This window comes from Halomonas saccharevitans, from assembly GCF_032333995.1.
Taxonomy (GTDB): Bacteria; Pseudomonadota; Gammaproteobacteria; order Pseudomonadales; family Halomonadaceae; genus Halomonas; species Halomonas saccharevitans.
Window position 1 is genome coordinate 141,200 of sequence record NZ_JAVXUR010000005.1, and the last position, 23,314, is coordinate 164,513.

Below are 23,314 nucleotides of genomic sequence, written 5' to 3' on the forward strand. Positions count from 1 at the left end.
CCGTCGGGGAGGGGCTTTTCTCAGGCGCGGGGTGCTTTTGCCGATCGCGGGAGCTTCTGTCGGTCGCTGGGTGTCAGTCCAGCGGGTCGAGCCCTGCCTCGCGCAGCATCGCACAGAGCCGGATCAGCGGCAGGCCGATCAGGGTGTTGGGGTCTTCGCCCTCGAGGCGTTCGAACAGCGTGATGCCCAGGCCCTCCATGCGAAAGCTGCCGGCACTGTCCAGCGGCTGCTCCCGGGCGACATAGTTCGCGATCTCCCGCTCGTCGAGTCGACGAAACACCACGTCATAGGTCTCGTGACAGACGCGATGCCGGCCGTGCCCGGTATCGATCAGCGCCAGGCCGGTAATAAAGCGCACGCGTCGTCCGGAGAAGCGTGCCAGTTGGGCGCGGGCGGTGGCCTCACTGCCTGGCTTGCCGAGGATCTCGCCGTCGAACAGCGCCACTTGGTCGGAGCCGATGATCAGGTGGTCGGGGTGCGTCTCCGCAAGCCGCTCGGCCTTGGCCAGCGCCAGGCGATGCACCAGCGATTCGGGCGCCTCTCCCGGGCGCGGCGTCTCGTCGATATCGGGGCTCTCCCAGGCATAGGGGAGGGCAAGGCGGTCGAGCAGCTGGCGGCGCCAGCGAGAGCCGGAGGCAAGGACCAGGCGGGGCATGAAGGCTTCCTCTGCGGTGGGGCGAATGGGCGAGACGCATGATGACGACTCAGGCGTCGCGCAGCCATTCTAACCCGGGGTGATGGCGGCTTTGACAGGGGGGAGGGGAGTGCCTATCATTGCGCGCCTATGTTGACCTCAAGACTCCCCGGCAGGGTCGAGCCCTACAAGCTCGCGGCCCGTGCCGAACACCTGGAAGGCCTGGTGGCACTCGCCGAGCTGGCCCGACTCGAAGACGAAGTCGGCGCCCAGGCCGGTGATGGTCAGGTGTGGCTGGATTTTGCCATCGACTCCCAAGGTCGCCGGGAGATTCGCGGCCACTTGGAAGCCGAGTTGCAGATTCCGTGCCGCCGCTGTCTCCAGCCCATGGCGCAGCGCGTCGAGAGCGATTTCCGGCTGGGGATGGTCACCAGCGACGCCCTGGCCGCGGAGCTGCCGAGCACCCATGAACCGGTGCTGGTGGAAAACGAACAGCTGAACCTGATGGCGGTGGTCGAGGATGAGATCATCCTCAGCCTGCCCCAGGTGGTTTACCACGACGAGGCCGAGTGCCCGGTCTCGCGCGACCAGCTGACCAGCGGGGAGGCGACCGACGCGTCGGCCGACGCCCCGGCGAACCCTTTCGATGTGCTGCGGCAGATCAAGGGCAAACTCTGATACACCCTCGTTTCACTCTGGAGTGATAACCCATGGCAGTTCAACAGAACCGCAAGACCCGTTCCAAGCGCGGCATGCGCCGTAGCCACGACGCCCTGACCTCCGCGGCCCTGTCCCAGGACAAGGAAACCGGCACCACCCACCTGCGTCACCACGTGGCGCCGGACGGCTTCTACCGCGGTCGCAAGGTCGTCGAGGTTTAAGACGACGGCGACGCGAGCGGTAGTGGCTAGCCGCTGACGTGCGGATCGCCATCGACGCGATGGGCGGGGACCTCGGTCCCCGCCCGGTCGTAATGGGGTCTGCTCAGGCGGTCAGCGATGACCCGAATCTCGAGCTCCAGCTGTTTGGCCCTGCCGAGCGGCTTAATGACGAGATCGCCCGCCTGCCGCGGCAGCTTGCCGCGGCGGCGGTGCGTCTGCGGGTCAGCGATGCGCCCGGCGTGGTTCGTCAGGCGCAGCGACCCAGTGAGGCGCTGCGTCACGGTGCCGGCACCAGCATGGCTCTCATGCTCGACAGTATCGCCAGTGGTGAGGCCGCGGCCGGAGTCAGCGCCGGCAATACCGGCGCCCTGATGGCTCTTTCGCGGCGCGCCTTGGGCACGGTGGCGGGTATCCCCAGGCCGGCGATCAGCACCGCCATTCCGACCCGTGATCGGCGGCGCTGCTATCTGCTCGATCTGGGAGCCAATGTTGAGGCGAGCGCCGCACGCCTGGTGGACTTCGCCCTGATGGGCGAGGTCATGGCGCGCCACGTGGACGGCCTCGTCGCCCCGAGGGTAGCGCTGCTCAACGTCGGCGTCGAGGGCACCAAGGGTACCGCCAGCGTGCGCGAAGCGGATGCTTGGCTGCGTCAGCATCCCGGCATCACCTACCTCGGCTATGTCGAGGGTGACGGGGTCTTCAGCGGCGCCGCCGACGTGGTGGTCTGCGATGGCTTCGTCGGCAATGCGGTGCTCAAGGCCAGCGAAGGCCTGGCGCGCTTGCTGGTGGAGCGGGTGCAGGCGACCTTCGAGGCCCGCTGGAGCAGTCGGCTGGTGGGGCTGCTGGCCCGGCCGGCACTGCGACGCCTAAGGGGTGAGCTCGACCCCGTCCGCTACAATGGGGCCAGCCTGCTGGGGCTCGCCGGGATCGTGATCAAGAGTCATGGCGGCGCCGATGCCACGGGCTTTCGCTTCGCGATCCAGCGCGCCGCCAACGAAGTCAGTCACGACTTGCCGAGTCGGCTGGCCGCTGAACTGCATCATCGACGGTCCGCTGTCGATTCGGCCGCCGTCGGTCGAGTCGAGAGCGGATCCGGTCCCGAGGGGCCGATCCTGCCGGGTGCAACCGGCATCGACGACAGTCAACAAGCGCAAAGGTGATCGACATGACACAATCCCTTGCCCTCATCTTTCCCGGGCAGGGCTCGCAGCAGATCGGCATGCTGCGCGAGCTGGCGGAGCGCTACAGCGTGGTGCGCACCACCTTCGAGGAGGCCTCCGACGCCCTGGGATACGACCTCTGGCAGGTGGTTCAGGAAGGCCCGGCCGAGGCGCTCAACGCCACGGCCTGCACCCAGCCGGCGCTGCTCACGGCCAGCGTCTCGATCTGGCGCGTCTGGCAGGAGCTCGAGGGGCCGAGGCCCGGTGCCATGGCCGGCCACAGCCTGGGCGAGTACAGCGCCCTGGTGTGTGCCGGTGCCCTGACCTTCGCCGAAGGCGTGCGGCTCGTGAAGCTGCGCGGCGAGGCGATGCAGGCGGCCGTGCCGGTGGGCGAGGGTGCCATGGCGGCGATCCTCGGCCTGGATGACGGTGCCGTCGAGCAGGCTTGCGCCCGCGCCGCGGACGGCGACGTCGTTGCTGCGGTCAACTACAATGCCCCCGGTCAGGTGGTCATCGCCGGCAGCAAGGCGGCGGTCGAGCGCGCCATCGTGGCCTGCCAGGAGGCCGGGGCGAAGCGTGCCATGCCGCTGCCCGTGTCGGTACCCTCCCACTGTGACCTCATGCGTCCGGCCGCCGAGCGGCTGGCCGCGGCCATGGAGGAGATCGAGCTGCGCTCGCCGCGCTACACGGTCTATCAGAACGTGGATGCCCAGGCGCATGCCGACGTGGAGACCCTGCGCACCCGGCTGATCGAGCAGCTCTATCAGCCGGTACGCTGGACCTCATGCGTCGAGGCCATGACCGGTCAGGGCGCCGAGGTGCTCATCGAGTGCGGGCCCGGCAAGGTGCTCACCGGTCTCAACAAGCGCATTGCAAAGGGCAGCAAGGGGCTGGCGGTCAATGATCCGGACAGCCTCACCGCGGCCCTCGAGCTGGCCAGGGAAGCCGCCGGCCAGTCGCCGTCGGCCAATGGCTGATTCATCTTCAGGACGTAGACGGAAGAGACCATGACAACCGAGCGTAGAGTCGCCCTGATCACCGGGGCCAGTCGCGGCATCGGCCGCGCCACCGCCCATGAGCTGGGGCGCCAGGGTCGCATCGTGATCGGCACCGCCACCAGCGATGCCGGCGCCGAACGGATCGACGCCGATCTCGCCGCGGCGGGCATCGAGGGGGGCGGCCGCAAGCTGGACGTCACCGACCAGGCCAGCGTCGACGCCCTGATCAAGGCGATCACCGAGGAGTTCGGGGCGCCCACCATCCTGGTCAACAACGCCGGCATTACCCGCGATAACCTGCTGATGCGCATGAAGGAGGACGAGTGGGATTCGGTGATCGACACCAATCTCAAGTCCGTCTATCGCGTCAGCAAGGCGTGCCTGCGCGGCATGACCCGGGCGCGTTTCGGGCGCATCGTCTCGATCAGCTCGGTGGTGGCCACCATGGGCAACCTGGGGCAGACCAACTATGCTGCCGCCAAGGCCGGCATGGAGGGCTTCACTCGAGCGCTGGCCCGTGAGGTCGCCTCGCGCGCCATCACCGTCAATGCGGTGGCGCCGGGCTTCATTGCCACCGACATGACCGAGGCGCTGCCCGAAGAGCAGCACAAGATGCTGCTCGGCCAGATTCCCCTTTCTCGGCTCGGTGATCCCGAGGAGATCGCGGCGGCGGTGGGCTTCCTGACCGGCGAGACGTCGGGCTACATCACCGGCGAAACCCTGCATGTCAACGGCGGCATGAACATGCGTTGAAGCCTTCAGGGGGAGGCGGTTGCGCCGACCCCGGGGCGTCTATAAACTACGCCGCAGCTTCCGGCTAGCGGATCTGGATCTTTAACGGCTGGTTTCCGAACGGCCAATGTGAACGACTGGAGTAGTCATAATGAGCACCATCGAAGAGCGCGTTAAGAAGGTTGTGGCTGAGCGTCTGAACGTCAAGGAAGAAGACATCCAGAACTCCTCTTCCTTCACCGAAGACCTCGGCGCGGATTCCCTGGACACCGTCGAGCTGGTGATGGCGCTCGAAGAAGAATTCGATACCGAGATTCCCGACGAGGAAGCCGAGAAGATCACCACCGTTCAGGAAGCCATCGACTACGTTAACGCCCACCAGTAAGGTGGCGGTCGATACCGCTTCTTGAAGCGTCCGGGGCCGTGCCCCGAGGAGAGCCGTCCTGCCGTGGCAGGACGGCTCTCGTGCTATGCGCGTAGGGAACTTGCCGATCCCGCACAGGTCGGGGAGACTCGGGTATAATGCGCGCAATGACGATCCCGCGATGGGGTCGTGTCACCAAGGTTGTCTGGAGGAAAGCTGATGGCTCGTAGAAGGGTTGTGGTGACCGGGCTCGGTCTGGTCACGCCGGTGGGAAATACCGTCAAGGAGAGCTGGGCCAATATCCTGGCCGGCAAGAGCGGTGTCGCCCCCATCGAACACTTCGATGTCAGCGCCTTCAATACGCGCTTCGGCGGTTCGGTGAAGGACTTCGACATCAGTCCTTATCTCAATCCCAAGGACGCCCGCAAGATGGACCTGTTCATCCAGTACGGCATGGCGGCGGGCGGCCAGGCGATCGCCGATGCGGGGATTGAGTGCACCGAAGAGAACGCCGATCGTATCGGCGTGGCCATCGGCTCTGGGATCGGCGGCCTGCCGATGATCGAGAACAACCACAACGCCCTCAACAAGGGCGGGGCGCGCCGGATCTCGCCGTTCTTCGTGCCGGGCTCGATCATCAACATGATTTCCGGCAACCTGGCGATCCAGCATGGCTTCCGCGGCCCCAATATCGCCATTACCACCGCCTGCACGACCGGTACGCACAACATCGGCTATAGCGCGCGCACCATCGCCTATGGCGACGCCGACGTGATGGTCTGTGGCGGCGCCGAGATGGCGACCACCCCGCTGGGCCTCGGCGGCTTCTCGGCGGCCCGCGCGCTGTCCACCCGCAACGACGATCCCGAGGCGGCGAGCCGCCCCTGGGATCGGGATCGCGACGGCTTCGTGCTCTCCGATGGCGCCGGGGTGATCGTGCTCGAGGAGTACGAGCAGGCGAAGGCCCGTGGAGCGACCATCTACGCCGAGCTCACCGGCTTCGGCATGAGTGACGACGCCTATCACATGACGGCGCCGCCGGAAGATGGCCGCGGCGCGGCTCGTTCGATGAGCAACGCCATCCAGGATGCCGGCATCGACCCTGCCGCCGTCGACTACATCAACGCTCACGGTACTTCGACCGCGGCCGGAGATCTGGCCGAGAGTCGCGCCGTCGAGTCCGTGATGGGCGAGGCCGCCCGGTCGGTGGCGGTCAGCTCCACCAAGTCGATGATCGGTCACCTGCTGGGCGCGGCCGGCGCCGTGGAGGCGGTGTTCAGCATCCTGGCGATCCGCGACCAGGTGGCGCCGCCGACCATCAATCTGGACAATCCCCAGGAAGGCTGCAATCTCGACTACGTACCGCACACCGCGCGCGAGATGAAGATTGACGTCAGCCTGTCCAATTCCTTCGGCTTCGGTGGCACCAACGGCACGCTGCTCTTCAGCAAGGTCTGAGCCGCGGCCCATGGCGGTGGCAGAGGCGGGAATGAGCGACTGGCCGTTGGAGGATCGTGGCGTCGCCTATGGGGACGGTCTCTTCGAGACCGTCCTCGTGCGTGATGGTACGCCGCTGCTGTGGGAGCAGCATCTGGCGCGCCTCGCTCGAGGCTGTCGGGTGCTGGGGATGCCGCTGCCCGCCCGGGAGCACCTGGAGGCGCCGCTGGTCGAGGCCGGCGCGGGGCTTTCGGTTCTTAAACTGATCCTGACCCGCGGTAGCGGCGGTCGGGGCTATGCGCTCCCCGAGACTCTCGAGCCCCGGCTGCGCTGGCGACTCGACCCGTTCGCGCCCAGCGCCCAGCGCTGGCGGCACGGCGTGCGGGTGCGCCACTGCCGGCTGCGCCTGGGCATCCAGCCCCTGCTCGCCGGCCTCAAACACCTCAATCGCCTCGAGAACGTCCTGGCCCGCGCCGAGTGGACGAACGCCGACACGGCCGAGGGCCTGCTTTGTGACGCCGAGGGGCGGCTGGTGGAGGCCACCTGCATGAACCTCTTCTGGCAGCGCGACGGCGTCCTCGAGACGCCCCGGCTCGATCGCTGCGGCGTGGCCGGCACCCTGCGCGTGACGCTGCTCGAACGGGCGCCGATCCGGGAGGTCGACGCCGCGCCCGAGACGCTGGAGCGGGTCGAGGCGCTGTGGCTCGGCAACTCGCTGCAGGGGCTCTGGCCGGTGGCGAGGCTCGACGATGCCGAGGGCAATCCCCTGCGCCACTGGCGGGTCGGGCCGAGCCATCGCCCCCTGCAGGCCCTGGCCCACGAGGCGCTGGGCTACCCCGCTATTACCCCATGAACGAGCGAGTCGTGATGACGGAACGAGGACACGCATGCTGCGTCTGTTGAAGATTCTGTTGGTGCTGGCCCTGCTGGCGGGCCTGGCGCTGTTCGCCGGCCACCGCTACTGGCAGTCGCGCCTCGAGGCGCCCATCGTCCTCGAGGCGCCGACGCTCTACGAGGTGCCAGCCGGCGCCGGCTACCATCGCGTGGTCGGCGAGCTGGCCGAGCGCGGTATCCTCGAGGAGGTCTGGGCCTTTCGCCTGCTGGCACGCCTGGAGCCCGAGAGCCTACCCGACCTGCGCCCCGGCGAGTACCGCCTCGAGCCCGGAATGAGTGGCCGCGAGCTGCTGGCGCTGCTGGGCAGCCACGAGGTGGTCACCTATTCGCTGACCATCCCCGAGGGCTGGACCTTCGGCCAGATGCGCGAGGCGCTCGACGAGGCCCCCAAGCTCGAGCATCGCACCGAAGGGCTCAGCGACATCGAGGTGATGGCGCTGCTCGACCGGGAGCAACGCCATCCCGAAGGCTGGTTCTTCCCCGACACCTATCGCTATCACAAGGGGCTTAGCGACCTGGAGATCCTGCGCCAGGCACTCGAGCGCATGGAGACCACTCTTGCGAGCGTCTGGGAAGAGCGCGACGAGGACCTGCCCCTCGAGAGCGCCTACCAGGCCCTGATCATGGCCTCGCTGATCGAGCGCGAAACCGGCGCGCCCGAGGAGCGGCCCGAGATCGCCGGCGTGTTCAAGCGCCGCCTGGAGCGGGGCATGCGCCTGCAGACCGATCCCACCGTGATCTACGGCATGGGCGAGCGCTACGCGGGCAACATCACCCGGGCCGACCTGCGTGAGCCCACGCCCTACAATACCTACGTGATCGACGGGCTGCCGCCGACGCCGATCGCCCTGCCGGGACGTGCCGCCCTCGAGGCCGCGGTGCACCCCGCCGAGGGCGAGACCCTGTACTTCGTTGCGCGGGGGGATGGCACCCATCACTTCTCGCGTACCCTGCGCGAGCACAACAACGCGGTGAACCGGTATATCCGCAATCGCTGACCATGGAGCGGCATCGAACATGACCGAGCGCGGACGATTCATCACCCTGGAAGGCGGCGAGGGGGTGGGCAAGTCCACCAACCTCGCCCTGGTGGTCGAGCATCTTCGGGCCCGCGGGCACGAGGTGGTGGCGACTCGCGAGCCGGGGGGCACCCGCCGGGCGGAAGACATTCGCCGGCTGCTGCTGGATCCGAGCGAGGAGGAGCCCCTCGACCCGGATGCCGAACTGCTGCTGGTCTTCGCCGCCCGCGCCCAGCACCTGGCGCGGGTAGTCAAGCCGGCCCTTGCGCGCGGCGCCTGGGTGGTCTGCGACCGCTTCACGGACGCCACCTATGCCTACCAGGGCGGCGGGCGCGGTATCGACGCCGCGCGCATCGCCGAACTCGAGGCCTTTGTCCAGCAGGGCCTCGAGCCCGACCTCACGCTGTTGCTGGACATGTCCATGGCCGCCGCCCAGCGGCGCCTGGACGGTCGCCTCGAGGGGCAGGGCGAGGTGCGCGACCGCTTCGAGCGTGAGCGCGGCGACTTTTTCGAGGCGGTGCGTCGGGCCTACCTCGAGCGCGCCGAGGCCGCCCCCGAGCGGGTGGCGGTGATCGATGCCGGCGCCGCTATCGACGCGGTGCGCGCCGAGCTGCTGGCCCGCCTGGACGCGCGGATGGCCGCATGGCGATGAGCCCCGTCGAGGTGCCGCGCCCGCTGCCCTGGCTGATGCCGCGCTGGCGCGAGCTCGTCAGGCTGGCCGACGGCGGGCGACTGCCCCACGCCCTGCTGATCTCGGGCGGCCACGGCATCGGCAAGCAGTCGCTTGCCGAGGCCCTGGTGGCCCGCACCCTCTGCGCCTCGCCCGGGGAGTTCGCCTGCGGGGGCTGCCACGCCTGCCACATGCTCGCCTCGGGCTACCATCCCGACCTGCTGCGGGTGGCGCCGGAGGAGGGCAAGCGGCTGATCCGCATCGGTCCGGTGCGCGAGGTCAACGCCTTCGTCGCCCAGACCGCCCAGCAGGGCGGCTACCGGGTGATCACCATCGCCCCGGCCGAGGCGATGAACGTGGCGGCCTCCAACGCGCTGCTCAAGAGTCTCGAGGAGCCGGGCGGGCGCACCCTCTTCGTGCTGCTCTCCGACATCCCCTCGCGGCTGCTGCCGACCATCCGCTCGCGTTGCCAGCACTGGAGCCTGCCGGTGCCGGCCGAGGCCGACTGTCGACCCTGGCTGATCGAGCAGCTGGGGGGCGAGGAGGAGGCCCGCTTCTGGTTTCGCGCCGCGGGAGGCTTGCCGCTGCGCGCTCTGGAGCTCGCCGAGCCGAGCGCTCGGGCGCTGCGTCAGCAGCTGGCGGAGACCTTCGAGGCGCTGATGCGCGGTAGCGAGCCGGTGGCCGAGGCGGCCCGCCTGGATCGCCAGTCCATCGACGCCATCCTGTGGTACGGTATCATCTGGCTCGAAGACCTGATTCGCCTGGGGCTCTCGGGCGATACCGCCGAGCTTCGCAACCCCGACCTGCTGGTGCTCTACCGCCAGGCGGTCAAGAATGCTCGGGTACGCGACTGGTTCCGCCTGCTGGACTATGCCCGTGAGCAGCGACGGCTGCTGGCCGAGGGCGGCAATCCCAATCCCCAGCTGACCCTCGAGGCCTGGCTGGTTCGCTGGTCCACGCTGCTGCGTTCCTGACGCGCCGCGACGATCCTGACTCGCGGTGACGCTTCGCAAAGGGAGACACCATGGCCGCACAGAAGGCACTTTCGCTGACCATCCAGGATGTCCCGACCCTGCTTTCGGCCTACATGCCTGTGCTCGAGCGCGGCGGCATCTTCGTGCCCACCCGTGAGCGCTACGCGCTGGGCCAGGAGGTCTTCCTGCTGCTGATGCTGCCCGGCGATGATGAGCGGGTGCCGGTCACCGGCCAGGTGGTGTGGGTCTCGCCCGAAGGCGTGGCCGGCCGCCGAGTCCCCGGGATTGGCATCCACTTCAGCCCCGAGGATCAGGCCGTGCGCGATCGCATCGAGACGCTGTTGGCCGGCCAGCTGGACAAGGGCGCGCCGACCTACACCCTGTGACGGACCCCGCCTGTCCGCCCGTCTGAACCCACTCTGCCATTTCGGAAGTTCCTCGCATGTTCGTCGACTCTCATTGCCATCTCGACCGCCTCGATCCCGGCACGCACCATGGCGATCTCGCCGCCGCTCTCGAGGCCGCTCGCGCTCGTGACGTCTGCCAGTTCCTGGCCATAGCCGTGACCCTGGAGGACCTGCCGACCCTGGCCGAGATCAGTCGTGCTCACGACGACGTGGTGATCTCGGCCGGCATCCACCCCTTGCAGTCGCTCGAGGCGGAGCCCGACGTGGCGGCGATCATCGAGTCGGCCGAGCGCTTCGGTGCCGTGGCCATCGGCGAGTGCGGGCTGGACTATCACTACCTCGACAAGTCCCCCGACTCGGTGCCCTCCCGGGAGGTGCAGCTCGAGCGCTTCCGTCGCCAGCTGATCGCCGCCCGCGAGCTCGAACTGCCGGTGATCATCCACACCCGCGAAGCCCGTGAGGACACCCTGGCGCTGATCCGTGAGCACGTCGACCCGGCGGTGGGCGGGGTGCTGCACTGTTTCACCGAGGACCTCGACATGGCCCGGGAAGCGGTGCGCCACGGCTTCTACATCTCGCTGTCCGGCATCGTCACCTTCCGCAACGCCAAGTCGCTGCGCGAGGTGGCCCGGCGCGTGCCGCTGGACCGGCTGCTGATCGAGACCGACAGCCCCTACCTGGCCCCGGTGCCGTACCGCGGCAAGCCCAACGAGCCGGCCTGGGTGGTCGAGGTCGCCGAGTGCATCGCAAAGGCGCGGGGCATCAGCATCGAGGAGCTCGCCGCCCAGACCACCGCCAACTTCTACCACCTGTTCCGCGCGGCGGCCCCCGAGGCGCCGGCGGGCGTCCGCGACGCCCTGTCCCGCGCCGGGCTGGTCTAGGCCGAGACGCCACCGACGGAGGCCGTTGTCATGACCCTCGATCCCCTGCTGGCACAGATCGAGCCCCACGGCGAGATTCCCCCCGTGGATCGCTGGCACCCCGCGCAGCGCGGCGTGATGGACCTCACCATCGCCGCCGACGGGCGCTGGCTCCACGAGGGCACGGCCATCGCGCGGCCGCGCCTGGTGCGCCTGCTGTCGACCATCCTGCGACGCGAGGCCGAGGGCGACTACTTTCTGGTCACGCCGGCCGAGATGCAGCGCATCCGCGTCGAGGATCGTCCCTTTCTGATCGTCGATGCCGAGCTCGAGGCGGGCGACTGGTGGCTCACCACCAACGTCGGCGATCGAGTACGCCTCGACGAGGAATGCCGGCTGACCCTCAGCGAGACGCCGGCCGGGGAGACGATCCCCGAGGTGCCGATCCGCTTCGGCCTCGCGGCCCGCCTGGGGCGCAACGTCTACTACCGGCTCGTCGAGCAGGCCGAGACCCGGGAGGGCGAGGAGGGCGCCCTCGAGCTGGGGCTGACCAGCGCCGGGACATGGCAGCCGCTCGGCCGACTCGAGGCGGACGAGCGCCGGGGCGGCGACGGCCGATGAGCGAGCATGCCGCTTCTTCTCCGTCGCTGACCGCCGAACAGCAGGCGGTGGTCTCTCACGCGCGGGGGCACGCCCGGGTCGCGGCCGTGGCCGGGGCCGGCAAGACCACCACCATGGTCGCCCGGGTGCTGCACCTGCTGGCCCGCGGCGTGCCTCCGGGGCGGATACTGGTGCTGATGTTCAACCGCTCGGCCCGGGAGGACTTCCAGGCGCGGCTCGCGGCCATGGCGCCGGCTGGGCAGGCTCTGCCCGACGTGCGCACCTTTCACTCGCTCGGCCATCGGCTCTCCGCCAGCCTGACTCGCTGGGGCGTGCTGGCGCCCCGTCAGCTGCTCACCGCCGACTGGCAGCTCGAGCGGCTGCTGCGCCAGGCGACGCTGGCGGCGCTGGCCGAGGAGCCCGAGGCCCGCGAGACGGCGCTGGACGCCGAGCGACTCGAGGCGCTGGCGCACTTCTGCGGGCTGGTGAAGGCCGAGATGGCCTCGCCCGCCGAGCTGCATGCGCGACTCGACTTCGGCGAAGAGACCGGCCACTTCGTTGCCGCCTTCGAGCATGCCGAGCGGCTGCTGGCCGAGCAGGGACTGATGACCTTCGCCGATCTGCTCTATCGGCCGCTGCTGGCGCTGGAGGAGGACGCCGCGCTGCGCCGCCGGGTGCAGGGCTTCCTCGATCACGTGGTGATCGACGAGTATCAGGACATCAATACCGCCCAGCAGCGCCTGCTGGCGCTGCTCGCCGGCCGTGAGGCCGAAGTGATGGCGGTGGGCGATGCCAACCAGTGCATCTACGAGTGGCGCGGCGCCCATCCCGACACCATGCTGGAGAACTTCACCGCCACCTTCGGCGCGGCGCACGACTACCCGCTCTCCACCACCTTCCGCCACGGCCACGCCCTGGCGCTGGCCGCCAACCACGCCATCGCCGCCAACCGCCGGCGCCCCGACCAGCTCTGCCTGGCCGCCCCCGACAATCCCCATACCGGACTCGCGGTGGGGCAGGGCGGCCGGGCGCTGCTCGACGAGCTCGGCGCCTGGCATCGCCAGGGACGGGGCCTCGACGAGGCCTGCCTGCTGGTGCGCAGCTGGGCCCTCTCGGTGCCGCTGCAGCTGGCGCTGCTGCGCCAAGGCATCCCGTTCCGGCTGGCCCGGGAGGATCGCTTCGTCTTCCGCCTGCCGCTGGTGGAGGCCCTGGCCGGCTACCTGCGACTGGCGCTGGAGCCGCGGCTGCTCCAGGATCCGGGCCACCTGGCCCTGCTGCTGGCCCAGCCCACCTCCTTCGTGGCCCGGGAGCGAATCGCCGCCCTGGCGACCCGGCTGGCCGAGACTCAACGCTGGCCGGAACGTCATGATCCTATGCTGGAGGGGCTCAAACCCCATCAGCGGCGCACCCTGAAGCGGCGCTGGTCGCTGCTCTGCGAATTGCCGCGGCGCTCGACCTGGCCGCCGGCCCGCCTGCTCGAGCACGTGCTCGAGGCGGTGGAGGCCGAGAAGGTCCTGAAGCGCGCCGCCGCGCGGCGCGACAAGGGTGAGGAAGATGTGCGCCTGCTCGACGTGCTGGTCGAGCAGGCCCGCGAACTCGGCAATGACACCGCCGCCTTCATCGAGCTCCTGTGCCGTCCGGTCGAGAATCGCCAGGACGGCGTGCTGATCAACACCGTGCACGGAGCCAAGGGGCTCGAGTGGCCGCTGGTGCTGCTGGCCGGCACCAACGAGGAGGACTTTCCCCACTACACCCGCGACAACCCGCTGACCCCGGCGCGGCTTGAGGAGGAGCGGCGACTCTTCTACGTTGCCATCACCCGGGCTCGGGAGCGTCTGGTCCTGCTCCACGACGGCGGCGAGCACCGCCCCAGCCGCTTCATCGGCGAATCCGCCTGGCAGGACGGTGAGCGGGTCGCCCGCCGACTGGCCGAGGTCGATCTCGGCGCCGGGAGGCCGGTCGAGAGAGAGCCGGTCGAGCGTGAGGCGCCCGAGAGCGAGGCCGCCGAGCCGGGCGCCCCGCTGGAGGTCGCCGATCCCGCGCTCGTTCAGCGCTACCTGGCCTCGCTGGGCCACTCGCTGCCGGTGGCCCGAGCGCGGCCCGCCGCGCCGGAGCCGGGCCACGTCGCCCCGGGCCAGTTCCGAGTCGGCCAGGCCCTGCGCCATGCGGTCTTCGGCGAGGGTCAGATCGACGTGGTGGAGGGCGATCCCGACAACCCGGTGATCGAGGTACGCTTCCGCACGGCCGGCCGGCGCCGCCTGATCGCCTGCCGGGCCCCCATCGAACTGCTGGACGGAGTCGACGCATGACCAAGCCGCTGATCTCGGCCGCCACCCTGGCCGATGCCCTCGAGGAGACCCATCCGCCTCGCCTGCTGGACTGCCGCGCGCGGCTGGGTGAGCCCGATGCCGGTCGCCGGCTGTGGGTCGAGGCCCACCTGCCGGGCAGCCTGCATGTCGACCTCGATCGCGATTTGGCCGCCGCGCCGGGAGCGGGCGGCCGGCATCCGCTGCCCGACCCCGAGGCCTTCACTGCGGTGCTGCAGCGTCTGGGTATCACGCCACAGCAGCCGGTGGTGGTCTACGACGACATGGGCGGACAGCTGGCGGCGGCGCGAACCTGGTGGATGCTCGCCTGCTGGGCGGGACATCCCGACGTGCGCCTGCTCGACGGCGGACTCAAGGCCTGGCTAGCGGCGGGGGGCGAGCTTCGCGAGGACGGCGACCCGGACGCCGTGGCGGCAGCGTCGGACTGGCGGCCTGCCTATCGCGACGCGGCCCTCGTCGCGGTCGACGAGGTCGCCGCCGACGGGGCACTGAAGGTCGATGCCCGCAGCAGCGAGCGCTTTCGCGGCGAGGCAGAGCCCGTGGATCCGGTGGCCGGCCACATTCCCGGCGCGGTGTGCCGCCCCAGCGCCGACAACCTCGACGCCAGCGGCCACTTCAAGCGCGCCGAGGTGCTGGCCCGCGAACTGCCCGAGGCCGATGCCTTGATCGCCTACTGCGGTTCGGGAGTCACCGCCTGCCATAACGTGCTGGCCTACGCCGTGGCCGGGCGAGCGCTGCCGCGGCTCTTCGTCGGCTCCTGGAGCGAGTGGATCCGCGACCCCGAGCGCCCCATCGCCACCGGCGACTGACGCGACACGCGGCTCGAGCTCGCCGACCGGAACCCCGGACAGAACGTAAAACGGCCCCGCCATGGCGGGGCCGTTTCGTTGGGGGCGTGCGTTACATATTCGGGTAGTTAGGCCCGCCGCCGCCCTCCGGGGCCACCCAGGTGATGTTCTGGGCCGGGTCCTTGATGTCGCAGGTCTTGCAGTGCACGCAGTTCTGGAAGTTGATCTGGAACCTGGGCGTGCCGTCGTCCGCCTCGACCACCTCGTAGACCCCGGCCGGGCAGTAGCGGCTTGCGGGCTCTGCATAGGTGGGCAGGTTGTCGCGGATCGGCAGCTCCGGATCGGCCAGCTTCAGGTGGCAGGGCTGGTCCTCCTCGTGGTTGGTGTTCGACAGGAACACCGAAGAGGGCTTGTCGAAGGAGAGCTTGCCGTCGGGCTTCGGATAGTCGATCTTCTCGCACTCGGCCGCCGGCTTCAGGGTGGCGTGGTCCGGCGTGGTGTCGTGGACGTTGGGCAGCTTGCCGCCGAGCAGCTGGTCGAGGAAGTTGTAGGCGCCGCCGCCGACGGTGCCGTACTTGTGGATCGCCGGCCCGAAGCTCGCGCTCGCCTTGAGCTCCTCATAGGCCCAGCTCGCCTCCCACTTCTCGGTGAAGGTGGTCAGCTCGCCACCGCCCTCGTCGCCCTGTTTGAGCGCCTCGAAGACCGCCTCGGCCGCCACCAGGCCCGACTTCATGGCGGTGTGCAGGCCCTTGATCTTGGCGAAGTTGAGGGTGCCGGCATCGCAGCCGATCAAAAGGCCCCCGGGGAAGGTCATCTTCGGCAGGCAGTTGAGTCCGCCCTTGGTGAGCGCTCGGGCGCCGTAGGCCACGCGCTTGCCGCCCTCGAGGTGGGCCTTGAGCACCGGATGGTGCTTCATTCGCTGGAACTCGTCGAAGGGCGAAAGCCAGGGGTTCTGGTAGGAGAGGTCCATGATCAGGCCGACCACCACCTGCTGGTTTTCGGCGTGGTAGAGGAACCAGCCGCCGTGGGTCTGCTTGTCCAGCGGCCAGCCGGAGCCGTGCAGCACCAGTCCCGGCTCGTGCTGCTCCGCGGGGATGTCCCACAGCTCCTTCAGGCCGATACCGTAGTGCTGGGGATCCTTGCCGGCGTCGAGCTCGAAGTCGCGGATCAGCCGCTTGCCCAGGTGGCCGCGGGCGCCCTCGGCGAACAGGGTGTACTTGGCGCGCAGCTCCATGCCCGGCATGTGGCCGTCCTTGGGCTGGCCGTCGGCGCCCACGCCCATGTCGCCGACGAGGATTCCCTTGACCACCCCGTCCTCGACGATCACCTCCTGGGCGGCGAAACCCGGGAAGATCTCCACGCCCAGCGCCTCGGCCTGCTCGCCGAGCCAGCGGCAGAGGTTGCCGGCGCTGATCACGTAGCGGGTGATGTCTCCACCGGTGTTATGCATGGTCTTGGGCACCAGGGCGTTGGGCAGCTTCTGGGCCTTCTCGGCATCCTTGAGGAGATAGAGCTCGTCGCGGGTCGCGGGGGTGGTCAGCGGCGCGCCGCGCTCCTCCCAGTCGGGGAAGAGTTCATTGAGGGCGCGGGGCTCGAAAACGGCCCCGGAGAGAATGTGGGCGCCCACCTCGGAGCCCTTCTCCACCACGCACACGGTCAGCTCTTGACCGGCCTCGTTCGCCTGCTGCATCAGGCGAGACGCCGCCGAGAGTCCCGAGGGGCCGGCGCCGACGATGACGACATCGAAGTCCATGGAATCGCGTTCGATTTGTTCTTCCACCAGTACTCTCCTTGCTGTCCCCGAGGACGCGGCCATCGAATGCGACCAACGTCGACAGGATTTAAAACGGTCGTTTGCTTCTAGCCATGCCTCATGATAGGCATAATAGCGGCAAAGGGTCACCCCCTGCGATGGTGCAGGGCGCAAGGGTGACCGGCGTGGCTTGGCAGGGTCGGGGATTGTTGATCCGAGCCGGCCATGGCACATTGGGAGCGTTTTTCGCCGTAGCGCCTATCAAACGCTTGCATGAAACGCATAAGGGTATGTCAGCCGGTTCCAAGGAGGCGTGTTTCCCGCCCGCACGTTCGGGAGGTCGAGGCCGCTTCTTCCACCATCAGGTTTCTAGAGTGAACCAAGCGAGGACACTATGAAGGTACTCGTCGCGGTCAAACGCGTCATCGACTACAACGTCAAGATCCGGGTCAAGCCGGATCACTCCGACGTCGACCTCACCAACGTCAAGATGGCCATGAACCCCTTCTGCGAGATCGCCGTGGAAGAGGCCGTGCGCCTGAAGGAGAAGGGCGTGGCCAGCGAGGTCGTGGTGGCCACCGTCGGCCCCAAGGCCGCCCAGGAACAGCTGCGCACCGCGCTGGCGCTGGGCGCCGATCGCGCCGTGCACGTCGAGACCGATGAGCGCGTCGAATCGCTGGGCGCGGCCAAGGCGCTGGCCAAGGTGGTCGAGGAGGAGCAGCCGGGCCTGGTCATCCTCGGCAAGCAGGCCATCGACACCGACAACAACCAGACCGGCCAGATGCTGGCGGCGCTGTGCGGCCTGCCCCAGGGCACCTTCGCCTCCGAGGTGCTCATCGAGGGCGACAAGGCGCAGGTGACCCGCGAGGTCGACGGCGGCCTGCAGACCGTGTCGCTGACCCTGCCGGCCATCGTCACCACCGACCTGCGCCTCAACGAGCCGCGCTACGCCAAGCTTCCCGACATCATGAAGGCCAAGAAGAAGCCGATGGACGTCAAGACGCCGGCGGATCTCGGCATCGAGGTGGCTTCCAAGGTCAAGCTGGTCAAGGTCGAGTCGCCGGCCGAGCGCCAGGGTGGCGTCAAGGTGGGCTCCGTGGACGAGCTGGTCGACAAACTCAAGAACGAAGCCAAGGTTCTTTGAAAACAGTTCTTTGAAAGGAGCGCATCCCATGAGCATTCTGGTCCTTGCCGAACATCATGACGGCGCCCTGGTCGGTGCCACTGCCCATGCCGTGGCGGCGGCGATGCAGATCGCCGAAGCGGGCGGCGGCGACATCGACGTCCTGGTGGCCGGCGAGAACGTCGGCGCCATCGCCGAGGCGGCCGCCCAACTCGACGGCGTGAGCCGCGTGCGCGTGGCCGACCATGCCGTCTACGCCCACCAACTCGCCGAGCCCCTGGGCGCGCTGCTGGCGAAACTGGCCGACGACTACAGCCACCTGCTGGCGGTGGGTTCCACCACCGGCAAGAACGTGCTGCCGCGCGTTGCCGCGCTGAAGGATGTCGCCCAGCTCTCCGAGATCATCGCGGTGGAGAGCGCCGACACCTTCAAGCGGCCGATCTACGCCGGCAACGCCATCGCCACCGTGCAGAGCGACGACGCCCTGAAGGTGATCACCGTGCGCGCCACCGCCTTCGACGCGGTCGCCGACAGCGGCAGCGCCGCCATCGAGGCGGTGGACCCGTCCTTCACCAGTGAGGCCGACAACGCCCAGTCCACCTTCGTCGGTGAGGAGCTGGCGCAGAGCGACCGCCCGGAGCTGGGTGCGGCCAAGGTGGTCGTCTCCGGCGGGCGCGGCATGGGCAACGGCGAGAATTTCACGCTGCTCGACGGCATCGCCGACAAGCTCGGCGCGGCCATCGGCGCCTCGCGCGCCGCCGTGGACGCCGGCTTCGTGCCCAACGACATGCAGGTCGGTCAGACCGGCAAGATCGTCGCCCCGGAGCTCTACATCGCGGTGGGCATCAGCGGCGCCATCCAGCACCTGGCGGGCATGAAGGACTCCAAGGTGATCGTCGCGATCAACAAGGACGAGGAGGCGCCGATCTTCCAGGTGGCCGACTATGGATTGGTCGGCGACCTGTTCGACGTCCTGCCGGAGCTCGAGCAGAAGCTGTAAAACCTGTCGCTCGTCCCATGCAAGGCCGGCCCCTGGTGGGCCGGCCTTGTCGTATCCGGCGTTAGGCTTTGATAAACGATGACTATACAAGAGATAACGAGAACTATTAGCAACAGCCGTGCTTCTCTGCCATCCTTGAGGGTGTAGCGGGGCCGAAGGCCCCATGGATACCAGCAAGGAGGAGGAACCATGCCGCATACCCTTCCCGATCTTCCTTATGCCTATGACGCTCTGGAACCACACGTCGATGCGTTGACCATGGAGATTCACCATTCCCGTCACCATCAGACCTATGTCAACAACCTCAACGCCGCCCTCGAGGGTTCCGGCCTTGAGGATGTTCATGTCGAGGAGTTGATCGCGAACCTTGATCATGTACCGGACGGCAAACGCCAGGCCGTGATCAACAACGGCGGCGGTCACGCCAACCACTCCATGTTCTGGCAGATGATGTCGCCCGACGGCGGAGGCCAGCCACAGGGCAAGGTGGCCGAGGCCATCGACGGCGAGCTGGGCGGTTTCGACGCCTTCAAGGAGGCCTTCACCAAGGCGGCGCTGGGTCGGTTTGGCAGCGGCTGGGCCTGGCTGAGCGTTACGCCGGAGGGCAAGCTGAAAGTGGAGAACACGCTTAACCAGGACAGCCCGATCATGGAGGGCAGGACGCCCTTGCTGGGCCTGGATGTCTGGGAGCATGCCTATTACCTGAAGTATCAGAACAAGCGTCCCGATTACGTGGCGGCTTTCTTCAACGTCATCGACTGGTCAGACGTCGAGCGTCGCTATCAGAACGCCACCGGCTGAGTTCGTCGGCCGATAAGGTCTGAGCAAGTCATCAGCCTGGTCTGGAACCGAGCCAGAGCCGCGCCTCAATGAGGCGTGGCTCTTTTCGTTGCGGTGTGGGTGGCCTCAGCGCCGTGAGGGTGAGGCCTGCAATCCCCACATGAAATAGGCGCCGCCGAGCAGCGAGGCCATCAGGCCGGCGGGGATCTCCTCGGGGAACAGCAGCTGGCGGCCCAGCCCGTCGGCCAGCACCATCAGTAGGGCGCCGGTGAGCGCCGCCCCGGCCAGGTGCGCCCGGGCCCGGGCGAAGCCCATCAGGCGCGCCATGTGGGGGGCCAGCAGGCCGACGAAGGAAAGCGGCCCCACCACCAGGGTGGCGCCGGCGGTGAGCAGCGCCACCATCAGCAGCAGCGCCAGCCGCGCGCGGGCCAGGGGCAGCCCCAGGGCCGTGGCGGTGGCGCCGCCCAGCGGCAGGATATCCAGCCAGCGCCCGAGCGGTGTGGCGACCAGGGCCAGCAGCAGGGCCGCCGCGGCCACCGACAGCGCGCTGGTCGGGTCGACGTAGTAGGTGGAGCCGGATAGCCAGGCGATGACCTGCTGGCCTCGGGGATCGCCGCCGGCCAGCACCACGCCCTTGACCGCCTCGAACAGCGCGGTGATCGCCACGCCGGTCAGCAGCAGCCGTTCCGGCTGGAAGCCGCTGGCGCGGTTGAGACCCACCAGCACCGCCAGGCTGGCCAACGCCCCCAGGGTGCCGGCGGCCACCAGCGTCAGGTTGTCGGGAGCGGGCAGCAGGAAGATGGCGCCCATCAGGGCGATGGCGCTGCCGCCGCTGATGCCCAGCACCTCGGGGCTGGCCATGGGGTTGGCGGTCAGCCGCTGGATCAGGGTGCCGGCGATGGCGAGCATTACCCCGCAGCCGGCGGCGGCCAGGGCTCGGGGCGCTCGCCACTGCAGCAGTGTCCAGTCGGTGGGCTTGGCCCAGTGCCAGCCGTCGGCGCCCTGGCCGGCGAGCATTGCGACCGCCCCCACGCCCAGCAGGGCGATGGCGAGCCCGCCGGCCAGCCGCCCGGGCGCCGGATGACGCCCACCGAGCGCGCGGGCCTCACGCGGGGGCGTCTCGCCGGCCAAGCGCAGTCGCGGAATCAGCCACAGCAGCAGCGGGACGCCCAGGGCCGCGGTAGTGGCGCCGGTGGGGATCAGGGTTGGTAGGTGCCCAGAGATGCGCTGCAGCGTCAAGTCGGTAGCGGCCAGCAGCAGGGCGCCGAGCAGCGTCGACCAGACGAGCCGAGCGCCCAGGCGCCGCGCGCCGGCCAGGCGCACGATATTGGGCGCGGCCAGGCCGATGAAGCCGACGATGCCCACCACGCTGACCACGCAGCCGGTGAGAAAGACCGCGAGCCCGAGGCCGGCGAGGCGCAGATGCTTGAGCGAGACGCCGAGACTGCGCGCGCCGGCCTCGTCGAGGGCGAGCACCGCCAGGGGGCGCAGCAGCAGCCAGGCGAGCAGGCCGCCGATCGCCAGGCGCGGCGCCAGGAAGGCGACGTCCTGCCAGCCGTTCTGGGCGAGCGAGCCGGCTCCCCAGATCAGCAGTCCCTTGAGCTCCTCCTGATGGAAGAGCAGCAGCACCATGGAGAGCGCTCCGAAGTAGAGGTTGACCACCAGGCCGCCGAGCACCACCACCACCGGCGCCAGGCCGCGCCGCCAGGCCAGGGCGAAGACCAGGCCCATGGCCATGCCGCCGCCGGCCAGCGCCACCCACTCCCGCCCCAGCCCCAGCAGGCCCGGGGCCATCAGCGAGGCGGCCATCAGCGCTAGGTTGGCGCCACTCGCCACGCCCAGGGTGGTGGGGGCGGCCAGGGGGTTGCGCAGCACCTGCTGCATCAGCACGCCGGCGAGCGCCAGGCCGCCGCCGGCGAGCAGCGCCATGGCGAGTCGCGGCCACCAAGCGTAGTGCAGCACCAGCGTCGAGGCGGCATCGAGCGTCGCCTCGGGGGCGAACAGCGCGATTAGGCCCGGCCCCAGACCGGGACCGGCGAGCAGGTGGCCAAGGGCGAGGGCCAGCACGCCGAGGGCGAGCGGCAGGCCGAGCGCGCCTGGGGTCAGTCGGGGACGCCGTGGGCGGCGAGTGGCGAGGGCGTCAGGCGGCATCGTCGGGCTCCAGGGCATTCACCAGCTGCTCGGCGAAACGCTCGGCCGAGGGCAGGGCGCCGAAGCTCCAGATCGGCGGCAGCACGATAGGAGTGCCGCGGCTCGCCTCGACCAGGTGACCCCACAGGCCGCCGTCGTCCAGGCGCTCGCGGACCCCGGCGGGGTAGGGTTCTACCACCACCAGGCGGGCATCGAGGCCGGCTAGCGCCTCGAGGCCCACCAGCGAGAAGCCCCAGGCATTGGTGGGGCCGGTCCAGGCGTTGTCGATGCCCAGCCGATCGAGCACCGCCTGGTAGAGGCCGTTATCACCGAAGACCCGCACATGGCGGCTATCCATGAACTGCATGATCAGAAGCGGCGCTGTGGCGTCATCGAGTCGCTGGCGCAGGGCATCGAGCCGGGCCTCGGTCTGCTCGATCAGCCCCGACGCCGCCTCGGGGCGCTCGGCCATCTCGCCGATCGAGCGGGTCAGTTCGCGCATCTCGCGCCAGGTGTCGCGCTCGGGGCGATAGAGCGGCAGGGTTTCCACCGGGGCGATGTGCTCGAGACGCGGCGTCAGGTTGGCGAACATCGGTGAGATGAGGATGCGCTCCGGCGCCAGGCTTGCCAGCCGCTCGAGGTTGGGCTGGCTGCGCAGGCCCAGATCGATCGTCGAGGCGGGCAGGGCGGGTTCGCCCACCCAAGCATGATAGGCCTCGACCTGGGCCACGGCGGCGGGGGGCGCGCCGAGGGCGACGAGCGTCTCGGCCAGGGTCCAGTCGAGGGTGGCGAGGCGCGGCGCATCGGCCGGGGTCGCGGCGGCGACCAGCGCGGCGGTCAGGCCGGCCAGCCATGTCAGGGCGCGTCGAGGGCGGGGCACGGGTGACTCCAGGGGCGATTCCAAGGTCAATGGATAGCGGGGCTAGTGGGCGATGGCGACGCGGTGCTCGCCGGAGGGATGGGCCATGACGTGCATGGGAATGCCGTAGATGGCCTTCAGGGTCTCGCCGTTCATCAGCGCCTCGGGCGTGCCCTCGGCCAGCAGGCGGCCGCCGTGCAGGGCCACCAGGCGGTCGCAGTATCGCGATGCCATGTTGATGTCGTGAAGCACGATGATCACCCCGAGGCCAAGCTCTCGGCAGAGTCGTCGGGTTAGCGCCAGCACCTCCACCTGGTGGGCGATATCCAGCGCGGCTAGGGGCTCGTCGAGCAGCAGGAAGCGGCTGCCCTGGGCGAGCAGCATGGCCAGCCAGACGCGCTGGCGCTCCCCGCCGGAGAGGGTATCCACCTGGCGGTCGGCGAAGGGCTCGGTATGGGTCAACGCCAGGGCTCGCTCGATGGCCGCCTCGTCATCGCGGCCATGTCGGCCCAGCAGGCCGCGCCAGGGGTAGCGGCCGAAGCCTACCAGCTCGCGGCCCGTGAGGTTGTCGGCAGCGGGCAGGTGCTGGGGCAGGTAGGCGACCCGACGAGCGAAGGCGCGATGGCCCCAGCTCGTCAGCGGCTTGCCGTCCAGCCTGAGCTCGCCCCGAGTGGCGGGCTGCTGGCGGGCCAGCAGCTTGAGCAGGGTCGACTTGCCCGAGCCGTTGTGGCCGATCAGGCCATGGACCCGGCCTTCCGCGAAGGCGAGATCGAGGGGATGCAGCAGGCACTGGCCGTTGACCTCGAAGGAGGCGGCGCGCGTTTCAATCATGGAGGGCTCCGCTCGCGGAAGGCCGCCCCGGCGGGGCAGCGGAATTGCCGCAAAGCGTAAGGCAAACGATAATACTTATCAATATGATCGGTT

At 69.2% G+C, this 23,314-nt stretch carries 24 protein-coding genes; 19 read left to right on the forward strand and 5 right to left on the reverse strand.

All coding sequences use genetic code 11. The annotated features are described in order from the left end of the window. Positions 1-73 precede the first annotated feature (73 nt). Positions 74-655 (reverse strand): Maf family protein, encoded by a 582-nt coding sequence (locus RSO68_RS13245; protein ID WP_315586907.1) that lies wholly within the window; start codon positions 653-655, stop codon positions 74-76. 129 nt (positions 656-784) lie between these two features. Between RSO68_RS13245 and RSO68_RS13250 the strand changes: the two genes are divergently transcribed. From RSO68_RS13250 to RSO68_RS13325, 16 genes are all read left to right on the forward strand, one after another. Beyond that, positions 785-1,312 carry a YceD family protein gene (locus tag RSO68_RS13250; RefSeq protein WP_089846174.1) on the forward strand — a complete coding sequence of 176 codons (528 nt, stop codon included), beginning with the start codon at positions 785-787 and terminating at the stop codon, positions 1,310-1,312. Positions 1,313-1,344: 32 nt separating this feature from the next. Next, positions 1,345-1,515 carry a 50S ribosomal protein L32 gene (gene rpmF / locus RSO68_RS13255; RefSeq protein ID WP_089846176.1) on the forward strand — a complete coding sequence of 57 codons (171 nt, stop codon included), beginning with the start codon at positions 1,345-1,347 and terminating at the stop codon, positions 1,513-1,515. A gap of 38 nt (positions 1,516-1,553) precedes the next feature. Then, positions 1,554-2,675 (forward strand): phosphate acyltransferase PlsX, encoded by a 1,122-nt coding sequence (plsX, locus tag RSO68_RS13260; protein WP_315586908.1) that lies wholly within the window; start codon positions 1,554-1,556, stop codon positions 2,673-2,675. A 5-nt stretch (positions 2,676-2,680) separates the two neighbouring features. Beyond that, the gene (gene fabD, locus RSO68_RS13265; RefSeq protein WP_089846180.1) at positions 2,681-3,652 is read left to right on the forward strand and encodes an ACP S-malonyltransferase; all 972 of its coding nucleotides are present in this window, start codon (positions 2,681-2,683) and stop codon (positions 3,650-3,652) included. Positions 3,653-3,682: 30 nt separating this feature from the next. Then, positions 3,683-4,426, forward strand: a complete 744-nt coding sequence (gene fabG, locus RSO68_RS13270; RefSeq protein WP_089846182.1) for a 3-oxoacyl-ACP reductase FabG — start codon at positions 3,683-3,685, stop codon at positions 4,424-4,426. A gap of 130 nt (positions 4,427-4,556) precedes the next feature. Then, positions 4,557-4,790, forward strand: a complete 234-nt coding sequence (gene acpP / locus RSO68_RS13275) for an acyl carrier protein (protein ID WP_008956801.1) — start codon at positions 4,557-4,559, stop codon at positions 4,788-4,790. A gap of 198 nt (positions 4,791-4,988) precedes the next feature. Then, the gene (gene fabF / locus RSO68_RS13280) at positions 4,989-6,227 is read left to right on the forward strand and encodes a beta-ketoacyl-ACP synthase II (protein WP_089846184.1); all 1,239 of its coding nucleotides are present in this window, start codon (positions 4,989-4,991) and stop codon (positions 6,225-6,227) included. Between the two features lie 31 nt (positions 6,228-6,258). Continuing rightward, a complete protein-coding gene (gene pabC, locus RSO68_RS13285) occupies positions 6,259-7,059 on the forward strand; it encodes an aminodeoxychorismate lyase (protein WP_315586910.1) in 801 nt (266 codons plus the stop codon). Positions 7,060-7,093: 34 nt separating this feature from the next. After that, positions 7,094-8,098 carry an endolytic transglycosylase MltG gene (gene mltG / locus RSO68_RS13290; RefSeq protein ID WP_089846188.1) on the forward strand — a complete coding sequence of 335 codons (1,005 nt, stop codon included), beginning with the start codon at positions 7,094-7,096 and terminating at the stop codon, positions 8,096-8,098. 19 nt (positions 8,099-8,117) lie between these two features. Further along, positions 8,118-8,771 carry a dTMP kinase gene (gene tmk, locus RSO68_RS13295; RefSeq protein ID WP_315586911.1) on the forward strand — a complete coding sequence of 218 codons (654 nt, stop codon included), beginning with the start codon at positions 8,118-8,120 and terminating at the stop codon, positions 8,769-8,771. After that, entirely contained in the window at positions 8,762-9,763 is a 1,002-nt protein-coding gene (locus RSO68_RS13300) for a DNA polymerase III subunit delta' (protein WP_315586912.1), read from the forward strand. Before tmk ends, RSO68_RS13300 begins: the two co-directional genes overlap by 10 nt. Positions 9,764-9,813: 50 nt before the next feature. Beyond that, positions 9,814-10,149 (forward strand): PilZ domain-containing protein, encoded by a 336-nt coding sequence (locus RSO68_RS13305; protein WP_089846194.1) that lies wholly within the window; start codon positions 9,814-9,816, stop codon positions 10,147-10,149. A gap of 56 nt (positions 10,150-10,205) precedes the next feature. Continuing rightward, positions 10,206-11,051: a TatD family hydrolase gene (locus RSO68_RS13310; protein ID WP_315586913.1), complete on the forward strand. Its 846-nt coding sequence runs from the start codon at positions 10,206-10,208 to the stop codon at positions 11,049-11,051. 30 nt (positions 11,052-11,081) lie between these two features. Further along, positions 11,082-11,651, forward strand: a complete 570-nt coding sequence (locus tag RSO68_RS13315; RefSeq protein ID WP_315586914.1) for a DUF1285 domain-containing protein — start codon at positions 11,082-11,084, stop codon at positions 11,649-11,651. After that, the gene (locus RSO68_RS13320) at positions 11,648-13,939 is read left to right on the forward strand and encodes an ATP-dependent helicase (RefSeq protein ID WP_315586915.1); all 2,292 of its coding nucleotides are present in this window, start codon (positions 11,648-11,650) and stop codon (positions 13,937-13,939) included. Before RSO68_RS13315 ends, RSO68_RS13320 begins: the two co-directional genes overlap by 4 nt. Next, positions 13,936-14,766 carry a sulfurtransferase gene (locus RSO68_RS13325; protein ID WP_315586916.1) on the forward strand — a complete coding sequence of 277 codons (831 nt, stop codon included), beginning with the start codon at positions 13,936-13,938 and terminating at the stop codon, positions 14,764-14,766. Before RSO68_RS13320 ends, RSO68_RS13325 begins: the two co-directional genes overlap by 4 nt. Before the next feature lie 91 nt (positions 14,767-14,857). On the opposite strand, the gene RSO68_RS13330 is transcribed toward RSO68_RS13325, so the two are convergent. Then, complete coding sequence (locus tag RSO68_RS13330; RefSeq protein ID WP_315587011.1) at positions 14,858-16,498, reverse strand: electron transfer flavoprotein-ubiquinone oxidoreductase; 1,641 nt, start codon at positions 16,496-16,498, stop codon at positions 14,858-14,860. Positions 16,499-16,892: 394 nt separating this feature from the next. Between RSO68_RS13330 and RSO68_RS13335 the strand changes: the two genes are divergently transcribed. From RSO68_RS13335 to RSO68_RS13345, 3 genes are all read left to right on the forward strand, one after another. After that, positions 16,893-17,642: an electron transfer flavoprotein subunit beta/FixA family protein gene (locus RSO68_RS13335; RefSeq protein ID WP_315586917.1), complete on the forward strand. Its 750-nt coding sequence runs from the start codon at positions 16,893-16,895 to the stop codon at positions 17,640-17,642. 28 nt (positions 17,643-17,670) lie between these two features. Then, a complete protein-coding gene (locus tag RSO68_RS13340) occupies positions 17,671-18,621 on the forward strand; it encodes an electron transfer flavoprotein subunit alpha/FixB family protein (RefSeq protein ID WP_315586918.1) in 951 nt (316 codons plus the stop codon). Between the two features lie 189 nt (positions 18,622-18,810). Further along, positions 18,811-19,422 carry a superoxide dismutase gene (locus tag RSO68_RS13345; protein ID WP_315586919.1) on the forward strand — a complete coding sequence of 204 codons (612 nt, stop codon included), beginning with the start codon at positions 18,811-18,813 and terminating at the stop codon, positions 19,420-19,422. A 105-nt stretch (positions 19,423-19,527) separates the two neighbouring features. Here the strand turns inward: RSO68_RS13345 and fhuB are convergent, their stop codons facing one another. From fhuB to RSO68_RS13360, 3 genes are read right to left on the reverse strand one after another with little or no spacing between them, the layout of a single operon-like run. Further along, positions 19,528-21,552 carry a Fe(3+)-hydroxamate ABC transporter permease FhuB gene (gene fhuB / locus RSO68_RS13350; RefSeq protein WP_315586920.1) on the reverse strand — a complete coding sequence of 675 codons (2,025 nt, stop codon included), beginning with the start codon at positions 21,550-21,552 and terminating at the stop codon, positions 19,528-19,530. Then, positions 21,542-22,411 (reverse strand): iron-siderophore ABC transporter substrate-binding protein, encoded by an 870-nt coding sequence (locus RSO68_RS13355; RefSeq protein WP_315586921.1) that lies wholly within the window; start codon positions 22,409-22,411, stop codon positions 21,542-21,544. The genes fhuB and RSO68_RS13355 overlap by 11 nt, the downstream gene beginning before the upstream one ends. 42 nt (positions 22,412-22,453) lie before the next feature. Beyond that, positions 22,454-23,221 carry an ATP-binding cassette domain-containing protein gene (locus RSO68_RS13360; RefSeq protein WP_315586922.1) on the reverse strand — a complete coding sequence of 256 codons (768 nt, stop codon included), beginning with the start codon at positions 23,219-23,221 and terminating at the stop codon, positions 22,454-22,456. Positions 23,222-23,314: the final 93 nt, after the last annotated feature.